This is a genomic window from Methanomassiliicoccales archaeon (genome assembly GCA_038740345.1).
Lineage (GTDB): Archaea > Thermoplasmatota > Thermoplasmata > Methanomassiliicoccales > UBA472 > JAJRAN01.
On the sequence record JAVYMA010000016.1, the window covers coordinates 1 to 14,085 of the forward strand.

Annotated in this window: 13 protein-coding genes and 1 tRNA gene; 5 read left to right on the forward strand and 9 right to left on the reverse strand. The window is 46.5% G+C overall.

Features of this window, described 5'->3' with window-relative positions:
* From QW520_06300 to QW520_06315, 4 genes are all read left to right on the forward strand, one after another.
* On the forward strand, positions 1–492 hold a 492-nt coding region (locus QW520_06300; protein ID MEM0449415.1), incomplete at its 5' end, for a UDP binding domain-containing protein.
* Entirely contained in the window at positions 492–1,397 is a 906-nt protein-coding gene (galU, locus tag QW520_06305) for a UTP--glucose-1-phosphate uridylyltransferase GalU (GenBank protein MEM0449416.1), read from the forward strand. The genes QW520_06300 and galU, both read left to right, overlap by 1 nt.
* Before the next feature lie 14 nt (positions 1,398–1,411).
* Positions 1,412–2,317 (forward strand): glycosyltransferase family 2 protein, encoded by a 906-nt coding sequence (locus tag QW520_06310; GenBank protein MEM0449417.1) that lies wholly within the window; start codon positions 1,412–1,414, stop codon positions 2,315–2,317.
* Between the two features lie 121 nt (positions 2,318–2,438).
* Positions 2,439–4,145: an asparagine synthase-related protein gene (locus tag QW520_06315; GenBank protein ID MEM0449418.1), complete on the forward strand. Its 1,707-nt coding sequence runs from the start codon at positions 2,439–2,441 to the stop codon at positions 4,143–4,145.
* 17 nt (positions 4,146–4,162) lie between these two features.
* On the opposite strand, the gene QW520_06320 is transcribed toward QW520_06315, so the two are convergent.
* The 9 genes from QW520_06320 to QW520_06360 form a co-directional block, all read right to left on the reverse strand.
* On the reverse strand, positions 4,163–5,095 hold the full coding sequence (locus QW520_06320) for a glycosyltransferase family A protein (protein MEM0449419.1): 933 nt from the start codon (positions 5,093–5,095) through the stop codon (positions 4,163–4,165).
* Positions 5,096–5,221: 126 nt separating this feature from the next.
* Positions 5,222–5,294, reverse strand: a tRNA-Gly gene (locus QW520_06325).
* A 91-nt stretch (positions 5,295–5,385) separates the two neighbouring features.
* Positions 5,386–5,586, reverse strand: a complete 201-nt coding sequence (locus QW520_06330; protein MEM0449420.1) for a hypothetical protein — start codon at positions 5,584–5,586, stop codon at positions 5,386–5,388.
* 124 nt (positions 5,587–5,710) lie between these two features.
* A complete protein-coding gene (locus QW520_06335; protein MEM0449421.1) occupies positions 5,711–8,326 on the reverse strand; it encodes a valine--tRNA ligase in 2,616 nt (871 codons plus the stop codon).
* Positions 8,327–8,376: 50 nt separating this feature from the next.
* Positions 8,377–9,579: a CBS domain-containing protein gene (locus QW520_06340; GenBank protein ID MEM0449422.1), complete on the reverse strand. Its 1,203-nt coding sequence runs from the start codon at positions 9,577–9,579 to the stop codon at positions 8,377–8,379.
* A gap of 91 nt (positions 9,580–9,670) precedes the next feature.
* On the reverse strand, positions 9,671–11,383 hold the full coding sequence (gene glyS, locus QW520_06345; GenBank protein MEM0449423.1) for a glycine--tRNA ligase: 1,713 nt from the start codon (positions 11,381–11,383) through the stop codon (positions 9,671–9,673).
* Positions 11,380–12,222, reverse strand: a complete 843-nt coding sequence (locus tag QW520_06350; GenBank protein ID MEM0449424.1) for a CBS domain-containing protein — start codon at positions 12,220–12,222, stop codon at positions 11,380–11,382. Before QW520_06350 ends, glyS begins: the two co-directional genes overlap by 4 nt.
* 12 nt (positions 12,223–12,234) lie before the next feature.
* On the reverse strand, positions 12,235–12,675 hold the full coding sequence (locus QW520_06355; GenBank protein ID MEM0449425.1) for a universal stress protein: 441 nt from the start codon (positions 12,673–12,675) through the stop codon (positions 12,235–12,237).
* Positions 12,672–13,772: an amidohydrolase family protein gene (locus QW520_06360; GenBank protein ID MEM0449426.1), complete on the reverse strand. Its 1,101-nt coding sequence runs from the start codon at positions 13,770–13,772 to the stop codon at positions 12,672–12,674. The genes QW520_06355 and QW520_06360 overlap by 4 nt, the downstream gene beginning before the upstream one ends.
* A 68-nt stretch (positions 13,773–13,840) precedes the next feature.
* Between QW520_06360 and QW520_06365 the strand changes: the two genes are divergently transcribed.
* Positions 13,841–14,014, forward strand: coding sequence for a 4Fe-4S binding protein (locus QW520_06365; protein ID MEM0449427.1), 174 nt, complete (start codon positions 13,841–13,843; stop codon positions 14,012–14,014).
* The last annotated feature ends 71 nt before the right edge of the window (positions 14,015–14,085 follow it).

A 14,085-nucleotide genomic window follows, 5' to 3' on the forward strand; every position in this document is an offset into this window, starting at 1 on the left:
GGCTGCGGTTTTGGAGGAAGTTGCTTTCCCAAGGACGTAAGAGCTCTCTCATGTTTAGCCCAGAGCCATGGGGTGGAACCGAGAATGCTAAATGCCATCCTCTCAGTAAATCAGGATCAACCATTAAGGTTGATCGAATTGCTTTGCAAGAGGATGGATATAAAAGGACGTACCATCGGTGTTTTGGGCCTGGCCTTCAAGCCTGGAACGGATGATGTTAGGGAAGCTCCTTCTCTAAGGGTCGTAGAGGAATTGATGAGTAGAGGAGCTAAGGTTTGTGTGCATGACTATCGTGCCATGGAAAATTTTCGCAAGCTCTTCCCTCAGGCGATGTTCTGTCGCAGTGCGAAGGAATGCATACAGAGGAGCGATGCCATAATAATTCTCACGGAATGGCCTGGTTACTCAGATCCGTCGCTCTATGGTGATAAACTGGTCATAGACGGCAGAGGAGTGACTCTCAGTTCTAACTATGAAGGAGTGTGCTGGTGATGAAAGCTGTTATTCCTGCAGCTGGTTTGGGAACTAGATTCCTGCCATTGACCAAGGGACAGCCAAAGGAGATGTTGCCTATAGTAGATAAACCGACGATTCAGTATGTGGTAGAGGAGGCCTTAGCGGCAGGGATAGATGACATCATAATCGTAACTGGAAGGGATAAGAGGGCCATCGAGGATCATTTCGATCATTGTTTTGAGTTGGAATCGTACCTTAGAATGCATGGAAGGTTAAGGGAATTGGAGGAGTTGGAGAAAATATCCAACATGGCTAGCATACATTACGTCAGGCAGAAAAGAGCGGCAGGGCTGGGGGATGCGATTTATCAGGCCCGTAAGCATATCGGGGGCGAGTCTTTTGCAGTGATGCTGGGCGATACTATTTATCGCTCCAATATACCAGTGGTTTCTCAATTGAACAAGGTCCATGCCAAGACCAAATCATCGGTAATAGCTATGGAAAGGGTGCCTAAGTCAAAGGTATCAAAATATGGCATAATTAAGGGTAAGATGATTCAAAAAGGTGTAATGGAGATTAGCGATCTAGTCGAAAAACCTTCCTTGGAACAAGCACCATCCAACATAGCCATTGCAGGAACCTATATCTTGACACCAAGTATATTCGATTGCATATCTCGCACTGAGCCGGGGTTAAATGGGGAAGTACAACTCACAGATGCATTACGCTTATTGCTTAATAGGGAGAAGATTTATGGGCTCATGATAGAAGGTGTGAGGTATGATGTTGGGGACATGCTAGGATGGCTGAAGACTAATATGGTATTTGTCCTAGAAGACCCTCGATATGCAAATGATATGAAAAAATTCCTTCGCTCTTATCTTCAATCCAATTCCAAATCTAAGAAGACTCATCGTAATATCAGGTCAGAGAAGAGCTGAAGAGCGGAAAGAGCATGAAATCAGATAGTTGTGAATTGGAACCGTATCTGGTCAGTGTAATCATACCCACACACGACCGCCCTGAGCTGTTGGCAAGATCTCTGAGGAGCGTTTTAAGCCAGACGTATAAGAATCTGGAGGTGATTGTGGTCGACGATGATACAAAAGCAGATCTTCTGCAGTTGGTGGAGTCATTCAATGATCATAGAATAAAATTTATTAAATTAAAAGAAAAGAGTGGTGCCCCAAAAGCAAGGAACGTAGGGCTCGCTTCCGCCTCAGGTTCCTTCATTGCTTTTCAAGATGATGACGACGAATGGTATCCAGATAAGATCTCTGCGCAAATGGAAGATCTTGCAAAGAAAAATTGGAAGTATAAAATATCGTATTGCCTGGGCGAGGTTCAGGATGATTCAAATGGTACCATCATTATTTTTAGTAAGAATGGTTGGGACGGTCCTCATTTGGATCAGCTAATTTCTGGCGAGATACGTCCATGCGCTATATGCTTTCTCATTGCCCGGGAATGTTTAGATAAAGTAGGAGGTTGGAGGCAAGATCTCCCCCGAATGCAGGACCGTGAGTTATGGATAAGATTAGCTCAACATTATGAATTTGCCTTTCTTAATCGAGTTCTTGCCAGAATACATATAGGACACGGCCCAAGGATTTCCGACAATTTCGCGAATCGTATGGAAGCCCAGAGGAAAATATATCTGGCTCATCGCCAACTTTTTTGGAAACATCGCAAAGCCCTTTCCGGATATTTTTTGAACTGGGGCTTCGAGTTGTTGGATAATGGATATAGATATCAAGCTATGGAGTTGTTTGTCAAAGCTGCGATCGCATGGCCTTTCAAGCATCAAACTTACATCGCATTATTGCTAGCGCTTAAAGGAAAGGAAAAAAATAATTCCTGATAATAAAAGATAGGATTGAAAGGCATTGAAGAGGAATTACACAAGGACAAAGAAAGAGGTCGAGCAAATCGCGATTCAGCGTGCCTCCTCTTCTATCTTTATAAGTCTCAAGCATGAGTGGGTGGATAAGGGAACTATATTGTATAAAGGAGTCCCTTTTGATGGAGAGACCATTATTGATGGCGATGTTCTGCAGAGATCCTTGATAGGTAAGTCGATCGATGAGAAAGTGGCCTATCTTCAATCACTCCAGGGCTTCTTCTCCGCCATTCTATTCAATGAAGATGAAGCTATCCTCTTTGTTGATCATGCCAGGAGCTTTCCTTTGTATTACTCTGTACTCGATGGAAAGTTGCTAATCGCTGATGATCCAGTTATGATTTATGAACCGAAAAGAGATGAATTCTCGGTTATATCCGCTTTGGAATTCTTATGCTTAGGCTATGTGACAGGAAAAGGCACATTGATAAAAAATATCAAGCAGGTCGAGGCAGGAAAATGCATAATCTTCAGGAATAGAAAAATAGAGAGCGTAGTCCACTCCCTCTTTCAACCTTGCATCAAGGGGACGATTTCGCCAGAGATATTTCACTCATCATTCTTAGAATCATTGGCAAGCAGTTTTTCCAGGTTAAAAGCATTCAGTCGAGGCAGAGAGCTCGTGCTTCCATTAAGCGGTGGCTATGATTCTCGGCTCATAGCTCTTTGCCTGCGGGAATTAGACTTTTCCAAAGTGATAACGTTTTCCTATGGCAGGCCTGGGAACAAGGATTCTGAGATAAGCAAAAGGGTTGCTGAGGCTTTGGGCTTCGACTGGTTCTTTATTCCTTATTCCAACGAGATGTGGCGCAAAGTGGCTAAATCCGAAAGCTGGTCTGAGTTTCAATCTATTGCCTTCCAATTTTCAAGCATTCCACACCTTCAGGACTTCCCTGCCATCGAATTTCTTTGTAAAGAAAAAGTGATAGGACCAGGAGCTGTCGTCATACCTGGTCATAGACCGCCGGGAGCTAAACCAAACAATCTCCCGGTGAAAGGAGGGATGGTGTCAATGCAGGATTTGGTGGATTCCATCATTTCCTTCCATTTCAATTTATGGACTTATCCTAGGGGCTCTGCTCTTGACAGCCTCTTCCGTTTGCGGCTAGTAGAGCAATTAGGTGGAAAATCCAGCATACCTTTGATAGAAGCGCTTTGCTTGAGGGGTCGTTGGTTCCATAACGAAAGATCCTCAAAGTTTATCGTTCATTCTGTGAGATGCTATGAGCATTTCGGGTTGAGATGGTGGCTTCCCCTGCTGGACAAAGGTTTTCTTTCCTTCTGGGAGAAAATGCATTTGAGTTGCAGGCAAAGTGAATGCTATTTTCGCTCAATTGGGCAGATAACAAAAGACCTCCTAGGCGATGTAAATTTTGGTGTGGCGGGTTGGAAGGATAGGATGGGATATGGCCTCTCCCCTGCACTCAGGATTAAAAATTCAAACTCCTTCATTAAAACTTCATTGAAATCGTTAATGAATCAAATTCTAAGAAAGCTGGGGCAAAAAGAACTTTTCGAGCGAATAGTGTATGAGGTTGGATATATAAGAAAAAGAGAGTATGAGGATAGCAACCACTCCTTCTTCGCCTTTGTGGATAAAAGAGACTTTATGGCCACTTTTACAGGCAAAGAGAACATAAATTCTTTTCTTGCTCTAGCATTGCTGAGAGGATTAATTAGGCCAGAATGCTTGGATGAAAGAGAGAAGGAGTATTTCAAGTGCATTAAGATATTCAAGTCTGATATGTTGGCTTATATGACCCGGAGCTTTCAATTGAAACCCTCATAGAAACATTAGGATGTGAACTAAGGCGCATCTTGCCCTGCTTTTGAACGTTCCCATCCAAGCGCAGCCCTTAACACCATAAGATAGGCGGCCTTTTGCCACGGATTGTGGGCGATGGAAGCGATGATGTGCCTCAACGCCTCGGCCTTTTCGCCGCAACTCATCTCATAATATCCGATTTGATTCAGGAGATTGGCGAGGGCTTTCCTATCCTTAAGAAATAATTCCCGATGTTTTTCTAGTATTATTCTTAAGGAATGCACATAATTCTTATTTCTCTCATAGGAATTCGATATCTGCCCTTTATGAAGATGGTAAACGGTCAAGGGCTCTTTGACATAAGCGAAACGAGTGCGCAGGGCGAGGCGCAAATATAGCTCCCAATCCTGTCCTAGTCGCAATCTTTCATCGAATCCACCCAATTCTAGAAGGACACTCTTCTCTACTATAAAAGAAGAAAGGGTGAACCTGGTTCCGTACAGAATATCTCCAACCAAGTACCCTTCTTTTCCATATGATGTGAAGCCTATAGACCTGCCGCTATCATCATCGAACCTTTCCGATTCTGTGTAACAAGCTCCATATCCAGGCCCATGATTTCCGAGACTTTTGATCTGTGCTTCGATCTTCCGCTCTCGCCACTCGTCATCACTATCAAGGAACGCCACATAGCGCCCCTTCGCCAGCATTATTCCCTCATTACGCGCTGCCGCCGAACCTCGATTGGCTTCGCATCTCACATAATTTATTCGAGGATCATGGAAGTAGGAAAGGACCGATCTCACATCTTCGGGGGAAGCATCGTCGACGACGATGATCTCAAGCGAATCATGGGTCTGAGCAAGTGCACTATCTATTGCTCGTTTCAAAAGGTCGACACGATTGTAGACTGGAATGATGACCGAGACAAGCTCCTCCTTTGCAACACTACTTTCCTTGCTCTGGCCTAGCATTATTACATCTCACCGGGTTTCGGCACCCTACCTTCTTATCGCTTTGAAATTCGCTATTAGGATTGCCCTGCCGCTCCAAATCGGTTGCTTTTGAATCCTCGTAAATCATATAATAAATTGCCGGAGTGCGGGCGTCGGGATTTGAACCCGAGTTTTAAGCTTGGCAAGCTTAAGTGATAACCAGCTACACTACGCCCGCAGGAAGCATCAGGCGGAATGAGGTAGTGCATTATAAACTTTTCAATTCTGGCACACTAAAATCCTCTCTCCTAACCGTTCGATTTAATTTTTTATCCGAGGACATCCTCTCTTTTATCTTTAAGAAAACTATTTCCACAGTCCTTGCAGAAATAGTCAGGTTGACCTTCCCATATTACACATCCTCCTAATACGAATTCTTCATCCCCACATTTTACAATCGTTTTTCCAGCTATTCTAAATATTTCGCTACCACGAGGTCTGGCTATCAGACCATAGCATATAGGAATCACATTGGACGAGCTGCAGGTGGGGCAATTCAACTTTTCCTCCGACATGCTTTTGATAATCAATGAACCGAGCCAAGGATTTCACTTAATACGGTATTATTATTTTTAATACTAAATTATAAGCAAATCATTTTTGGACGGCTATCAGCATATCGCCCACCCTTATAGTCTCCACGTCCTTGCCATGCAAGGTTAGCTGCTTCTCTATCTCGAACATATCTGCTTGCAGCTCGATTGTGACTCCATCATCCAATTTTAGAACGTATTTACCATCAGCAGGATTAAGGAACTCGGATGCATCGGCTTTCTTCAACTTCTCTGCTACCTCTCTAGCTCTCTCTTTGAAAGCAGGCCCTATCTTCGCAGGTAAAGGCTTTATGGCCACCGCCCTCTCGTCGATTCGAGCTTCAGTCGATATCCTGAGCTCTTTAGCTTTCAACGTTTCTTTGATCTCAGATTCGCTCCCCTCGATTAGATGAGCGTTTTTCCCAATGATCTCTACCGAGCTCAATTCCTCATTCAAGGCCATCTTCTTTTCCGCTTTCCAATTGCGCACGGCAGCTATCACATCCCGAACCAATATCCCTTTTTTCTCTGCCGTGTCATCCCATAAGGAAGAGAAGGGCCATTTCGAAACATGTATAGATTTGGCCTTATCAATCTTGGCGAAGTTTTCCTGATAGACTTCCTCTGTGACATGAGGGAGCAAGGGTGCCAGCATCTTCATTATGCCCAAGCACACCGTATAAAGCGTGAATCTCACGGCCTCATCCTTGGGGTCCTTGATCCTATGCTTGACCATCTCTATATAATGGTCAGCGAATTCGTGCCAGGCAAACTGTTCCACCACTCGCATCACTTTATCGAATTGGTATGAGTCGTAGTACTTGATCACTTCATTGTTCAGTTTGGTGAACTGGCTCAACATCCATTTGTCAACGGTCCTCAGGTCCTCACGTTGATATGGCTTCTTTTTTACCACCGAGCCCACGAATTTGCCCATGTTATAGAGTTTGGTGCAGAACTTTTTACCATGCACCACGTCTTTCTCCCTGAAAGCGTTATCCTCTCCCAAAGCGCAAGTGCAAGCATAATAGCGCAAGGCGTCAGCGCCATAATTTTCAAGAATGGGCATTGGGTCGATGACATTGTTCAATGAGGTGTGCATGGGCGTCCCATCGGGCGCCATTATGAATCCATGGATCATTATGTCATGCCAGGGCTTCGTTTGCGTAATGAGATACTCGCGCAGGATGGTGTAAAAGGCCCAGGTGCGAATGATGTCGTGTGACTGCGGTCTCATCGACATAGGATAAAGTCGCTGGAACATCGCCTCGTCTCTTAACCAGAAAGTATTATACAAAGGTGAGATGGAGGAATCCATCCAGGTGTCGAATACATCCTGGCAGGGCTTGAGCTCTCCACCACATTGGGGGCATCGTTCAACGGGAGGTTTCGAAACAGTGGGGTCGATGTAACAATCCTCCTCCCTGGCAGGTACTACCTCTCCACAATCGCATTCCCAGACAGGTATAGGCGTGGCAAAATAACGTTGTCTCGATATCACCCAGTCCCATTGCAGGGATTTTACCCAATCCTCGAGACGCACCTTCATGAATTCTGGATACCAATTCAGCTCATTGGCTATGCGCATAACGTCCTCTTTAAAGGGAAGGGTCTTGAGGAACCACTGAGGCCGGGAGAGGTATTCGATAGGCTCGTGGCACCTCCAACATATGCTTACATTCTGCTTAATCTCCTCCTGCCTTTCGAGCAGGCCTTTCTCCTTAAGATCTTCTATCACCTTCTGCCTGGCCTCTTTCACGCTTAGGCCTTGATACTTACCTGCATGAGCGGTCATACGCCCCTGCTCATCTATGGCCTGCTCCAGCTCCAATTTGTATTTGTGAACCCAATCCAAATCGCCCTTGTCCCCTATCGTGCATATCATTACCACGCCAGTCCCGAAATCGGGGTCTACCGCTTCATCTGCCACCACGGCGACCTCACGCCCGTAAATCGGCGTGATCAACCTCTTCCCTACTAATTCCTTATACCTCTCGTCCAGGGGATGCACCGCCACTAATTGGCAGGTGGAGAACAATTCTGGCCTGGTAGTGGCGATTACCACGTGCTCCGAGCTTCCAGCCACGGCGAATCGGACGTAATTTAATTTAGTAACGTTCTCCTGGTACTCAACCTCGGCATCAGCCAGTGCGGTAATGCAACGAGGACACCAGTTGACAGGAGCCGTGCCTTTGTACGCCAAGCCTTGCTTGAGCATGCGCAAGAAGGTAATTTGAGTGATGCGCCGGTAGTAAGGGGCGTCGGTCTGATAATAAATCGAGGGATCCATACTGCATCCTAGCACCTCGAACTGCTTGGTCATCTCCGCTATGAATCCATTGGCGAACTCAGAGCAAAGTTTGATGTATTCTTGTCTAGGGACGCTTAGCTTGGTAATGCCATACTTCTTCTCTACCTTCACCTCCGTCGGAGTGCCATTTACATCGAAACATAAAGGGAAGAATACATTATATCCCCGTTGGCGATGATAGCGCGCCGCGAAATCTATTAGGGAATAACCTGTAGCATGACCTAAATGCAAAGAACCAGAGGTATATCTAGGTGGATTATCGATTGAGTAGATCGGCGCAGATGATTTTGGATCGAAATGATAGATCTTCCATTCCTTCCATTTTTGCTGCCATTTCCTTTCCACTGCAATGGTATCGTAAGACATGGTGGAAAAGGGAAAGAGAAGAAATGATAAAAGAGTTGCCTAGGAAGAGCTTAAATCTCCTTCCTTGGCTTCTTTTTCTTATCTAAACGCTCCTCTTTCATCTCCATGACTTTGGCGTCCAATATATTCATCAAATCGACTGTGGCCTTTATCAGCGACCAATCGACACTCTTAGCGATGAAGGCACCATTCTCAGTAAACAGCCTTCCGCTCAGGGAATACTTCGCTCTATTCCCCGTGGAATGGTGCTTGGTCACATGCAAGGTAAAGAGCTGAGGCTTGGTTATTTTGGAGATCTTGGCAAGACCGCTCTGGATCTCTTTCTCCATTATATCTAAGGAGAAGCGATCCTCCTCCTCCAAGCCCGTTATCTGCATGTAGACCATTTCCCTTTCGCGGAAAGAGGCGACTAACTCTACGAGATCATACATGGTGAGGATGCCTTGTATCTTATCTCTCTCTACTACTGGTAGCGCAGAGACATTCTTAGAGGTCATGAGCTTGACCACGGATCCCACATCATCCTCGGGAGAGATGGTATAGACATTATCAACGGCTAGTGAACCTACCTTTATCTCCACTGGATCATTATTCCCACTTCTCTCCCCGATCTTTTGTGCATCTTTAACTCCCCAAAAGTAATTCACCATGTCCTTGATGCCAATGATCCCCACCAATCTCTCATCATCATCTACTACTGGCAAGGTGCGTATATCCAGTCTGCGCATGATCTCCAACGCTTTCTTTATTGAGTCGTTACGGGAGACGGTGGCGACATCCGTGGTCATCAACTCTTTGGCCTTTAGATTTCTTAGATCTTTTATCTTGGGAATGATGCTGATTATCCCTGCACGAGAAACTAAGCCTACGAGCTTATTCCCCTTCACCACTGGCAGTTGTCGATAGCCTGTAGAAATAAAGTGCTCTGCCACCTCAGTTATTCGCGTTTCTTCAGTGATCAGCGGGGCTTGTTCTAGGATGGTTTTAGCTTTCATACCAATTACTAGGTTGCGGCGCCGGATGATATTTCGATAGCTTATTACTCCCAGCAGCTTCCTCGAGCCATCGATAACGGGAACCTCATGCAGGTCCTTAGCGCGCATCTTGGCCACCACATCTGAGAGCGTCATTTCGGGGTCTACGCTCTCATAATCTTTCTCTATGAGGCTGGCCAAACCGATGCTGTCTATCTTGGAGCGCAACAGCTCCCGCTTCTTCACCGCTTCGATGTTTTCTCCCATCATTTTCATCATTCCTCCGAGGGTCCGACGCTCAAAGCACGTCCCACTCTAAAGGGGCTCTTGAGCGACATATCCTTCTTATTAATATGCTTTGCATTGACTCTCACTTTTTGAGCGCAGCGAATTCTTTCGCCCCGCAGAGCAAGGAGGAAATGATACTGACTACCTCCTCCCGTTGAACCCTAACTTGCTCTGTCGTATCCCTTTCCCTAATGGTTAAGGTGCCATCTTCTAATGTCTGGTAGTCAACGGTGAGGCAGAAAGGTGTGCCGATTTCATCCATGCGTGCATATCTGCGCCCAATGGAACCTGAATCGTCATAAGCAGATTCGATACCACTCATCCTGAGAGACCAATCCAAATCCTTCGCCACCGCCACAAGCTCGTCCTTAGGCATCAAGGGGAAGACACCAACTTTGATAGGTGCTATCAAGGGGCTCAATCTCAGCACCACGGTACTGCCCTCCTCTCCTCCCCTCTCATAATATGCATGCTCCAGACAAGTATACATTATTCGATCGAGCCCATGAGAAGGCTCAATGACATGAGGCACGAATCTCTCTCCCATCACCTTATCCTTTATCTTGACTACTTCAAAGAACTTTTCTTCTACCAGAAGCTCTTCGTTTTCTACCTTAATCTTTATTACTCCATCCTTAACCATTTTCGGGTCGGCGTTTTCCAGAGCCTTTCCCACCTGTGCCGATTTAGCCTTGAATGCAGGGCCTAAAAGATTGTACTTCGGCTTCAGGACCTCGCGCTCCACCTCGATAGGTGCGTCATAGCGCCTCAGTACGGACATGTCAACTTTAGAATACTCCATATGCCTGGAGAGGTCCCAGCATCCTCGATCTGCTATACCGACTATCTCTGTCCAACCAATTGAAAGCAACGCCTCCGCATCCCAACAATCCGCGGCATAATGCGCCATTTCATTTCTCAGATGCTGGCGGAATCTAAGACGCTCGGGATCCACGCCGATCATGACGAGAAATTTCTGGGTAAACCACATGAAATAGGCCAATGTTTCATTGGCGATCACGCCAGAACCCACTGCCTCTTCTAAACTCATGCTCACTTCCCTGTCTCCAGGATTGTTAGGAACCAAACGAAGACTCTCTCCCTTTACATCAGCATAGCGTGGCCAACTTTTATTTGCAGGGTCCACAAAGAGTTCCGCCTCCATCATGTTGAATTCTCTTAGACGGATCACGCCCTGGCGTGGGGAAATCTCATTACGATAGCCCCGACCCACCTGAATCACGCCAAATGGGAGCTTTTCGCGCATGAAACGATACAAGGAATTGAAATTCACGAATATCCCTTGTGCTGTCTCTGGTCTGAGGTATCCAACCCTTCCTGCTGAACCAGGACCAATCATGGTCTTGAACATTAGATTGAATTCTTCGGAGGGAGAAAGAACGCCCTCGCAATCAGGACATCTAACACCCCTTTTTTCGATTTCCCTGTCTAGCTCGCTAAGAGTGAGGGCTGCGGCGTTGGGGCAATCCTTTAATAGGTGGTCTGCTCGGTAAGGTGCTCGACAATTGGTACACACCACCAACTTGTCGGCGAATTGATCCACGTGACCCGAAGCCTTGAAGACCGCCTCAGGGCCTATGGTATCAGAGTCTATCTCTACGAATCCTTCACCGAGAGTGTAGGCACGTCGCCAAACTTCGATTATATTGTTTTTCATCGACGTTCCTAAAGGGCCATAATCATAAAGCCCTGCCACACCTCCATATATCTCGTAAGCTGGCCATATGAACCCCCTGCGCTTGCACAGGGAGAGCACGTCCGCAGAGTTCATCATTGTTCACCGGTTAGTACTGATATCACGTCCAGGTCGTAGATCATCGCTAAAAGATGATCCTTAGCGTCCCGAACCGGTAGTTGCCCGAAGTCGTTCTTCCTCATTATCCTTGCGGCTTCTGACACTGATGTCTTGCGGAAGACTGTGGTTGGTGATCTCACCATCACGTCTTTAACGCTAACTGCAGGTATATCCAGTTTTGAAACCTCATACCACAGTCTCATTATGCTGCGTACCCCTTCTCGGGCTAAACCCCCCTCGTCTTTTTCAATGCCTATCTCAGACTCAGCTATCTGGCTATTCACCAATGAATTGTTGAATATATCCCGATCTGTTAGAATTCCCACTAATATGCCTCTTTCATCTAGTACGGGCAGGGCCGAGACCTTGCTCACCTTCAAAGTCACCAAGGCGACTACCAACGGGGACCCCTGGAAAATTGGAACGCAGGTGGATCTAATTACTGTCTCCACTGGTTGCGCATATCCTCCTTTCTCCACCACAGAGAGCAGGTCTGTTGGGGTCAATATGCCTACCAATCGGTTTTTATCTACCACGGGAATGTGGCGTATACCCATCCTGCAAAAGATCTCAGCGGCCTTGCGAACAGGTTCATTAGGACTAATGGTAGGTGGCGTTCTGTTCATTAGCATTGCCAGTTGGTCTTCATCGGGCTTATTGAATATGTCCTGACGTGTTATTATGCCAGCTAGGGATCCATCGCTGCGCTTAACCACAGGCAGTCCTGTCAGATTGTGCTTGACCATTATTTTAAGAACATCATTTCGGGTCCCTGGCACTTCAACCACGATGGGATTTGGAGTCATGACGTCAGCCACTATGGTCAAAAATTAGACCCCCTTGTGCGACCTTACTACTAAAACCGGGCAATCCGCATATCGAACCACGCGCTCTGCCACACTACCCAATAATATTTTTGAGATGCCTGTACGGCCCAAGGTCCCCATTACAATCAAATCATGGAATTTTGACGCGTCAATTATCTTCCGTGCAGGGGAACCTTCTTCTATCTTCGTCGCCACCTTAACCCCCATTTTCGCGCCTTCATTCTTTACATATTCTACTGCTTCTTTTCCTTCTTTCTCGAGAAGGGAATAGACTGAAACAATAGTGGAGTCCATCGGGAAGTTGATGAACGCAGTCTGATCGACGACATATAATGCGGTTACCTCCGCGTCCATGAGTCTAGCCATCTCTAAGCCCTTGGCTATCGCTTCCTTGGTGTTCTCGCTCCCATCCGTAGGAATCAAGATCTTCTTAAACAGCGTCATGTTCCTCCTCTCCATTCATTAAGGCCTAAGCAGACCATCAGCGGGTCCGACGAACTGCCGCGCAAGACCAGATCGGTCACGGGGTCGCCCTGATGCCACCTGGCGACCATGAAGTCGCAAGATTCGCCCGGCCGGATACCTATTGTGGATTTGCCCATTAATAACTTCTGGCCATTATACAAGGCCATGGAAAGAACTGGGCTTAAGTCCTTTATTCCTTGAGAACGCAATATGCGGCCTGCGAATTCCATCTCGCTTAACATGTCTGGTAGGTTGAACATGGCGTTGTCTGTGCCTAAAGCCACATCCACTTCAGCCTTTAGCATCGCGGCTAAAGGAGGTACCCTGCCAAAGAACAAATTGGAGCGAGGGCAAGCTACAATTGGAACACCTGCGGAGGCGCAGGCTTGCAAGTCGCCTATATCCGCCATGGTCATGTGGACTATGAAATCCGGTTGGAGGTCCAATATATCATCAATATCCTCCCGAATCCTTTCTGAGGCATGGATAGCAAAGCGCCTACCCCTAGAATGCACATAAGCTGCCAATTCTTTAAGCTCCTCCAACTCCCAATCGCTAACGCTTGACACACCTATTCCATCTGCCACTTCTAAGACCTTATCTACCTCTTCTCTATCGAAGCATAGATTATTCGGACGCCCCATCACATATGGTTTAGGCCAACCAGAGCATTTTTTCAGCAAAGCTGCTCCTTTCTCCCCTCCTTCCCTGAAGTCGATGAATTGTGAGGCCCCTCTCCTCAACATAATGCCTCGCGCTTCTTCCATAGCGGCAAATAGAGCCTCATCCGAGGTGTTTCGAAGCATGCGATGCTTGAGACCGTTGGGAGGGGCCACTAACTCTTCTATTGAAAGTGAAAGGTCGACTGGCACACGATAGTCTGCGATATGCGTATGGGCGTCAATCAAAGTAGGTAAGACAATCCCACGAACTTCGGCTTCCTGAGGTTTTCCTTTACCTATTTCGATTACTACACCATCCTGAAAACCGACATAACCTTCTATGAACCCCTCATCCGTCAGGATCATTCCCGAGACGAAGCGCATCCTCACCTCATCGTTCCTCGGATACTTCAAAATTCCATCTCTTGTGGCAAAAGGATTTTTATAAATCTTTTCGTCTCAGGGGCGCAGAGGTTATTCCTATGGTTGCACAAGTGAAAGCTGAGGACTGTGTTGGATGCGGCCTCTGCGAGGATGCCTGTCCAAACGGAGCTATAAAGGTAGACGAGATCGCTATAGTTGACGCAAAGTCCTGCACTGATTGCGGCACCTGCGCTGACGAATGCCCCAACTCAGCCATTTCCGTTAATAAATAAGTGGATAGGCATGGGTGGAAGGACAGAATCCACCCATCAAATTACTTCTTCTCTAATCGCTTTTTAGCTTC

Coding starts and splice junctions, on each gene's coding strand:
- QW520_06335 (MEM0449421.1), bottom strand. CDS start 8,326: ATGTCTTACGATACCATTGCAGTGGAAAGGAAATGGCAGCAAAAATGG.
- QW520_06365 (MEM0449427.1), top strand. CDS start 13,841: ATGGTTGCACAAGTGAAAGCTGAGGACTGTGTTGGATGCGGCCTCTGC.
- QW520_06355 (MEM0449425.1), bottom strand. CDS start 12,675: ATGACGCTGTTTAAGAAGATCTTGATTCCTACGGATGGGAGCGAGAAC.
- glyS (MEM0449423.1), bottom strand. CDS start 11,383: ATGATGAACTCTGCGGACGTGCTCTCCCTGTGCAAGCGCAGGGGGTTC.
- QW520_06340 (MEM0449422.1), bottom strand. CDS start 9,579: ATGATGAAAATGATGGGAGAAAACATCGAAGCGGTGAAGAAGCGGGAG.
- galU (MEM0449416.1), top strand. CDS start 492: ATGAAAGCTGTTATTCCTGCAGCTGGTTTGGGAACTAGATTCCTGCCA.
- QW520_06310 (MEM0449417.1), top strand. CDS start 1,412: ATGAAATCAGATAGTTGTGAATTGGAACCGTATCTGGTCAGTGTAATC.
- QW520_06320 (MEM0449419.1), bottom strand. CDS start 5,095: ATGCTAGGCCAGAGCAAGGAAAGTAGTGTTGCAAAGGAGGAGCTTGTC.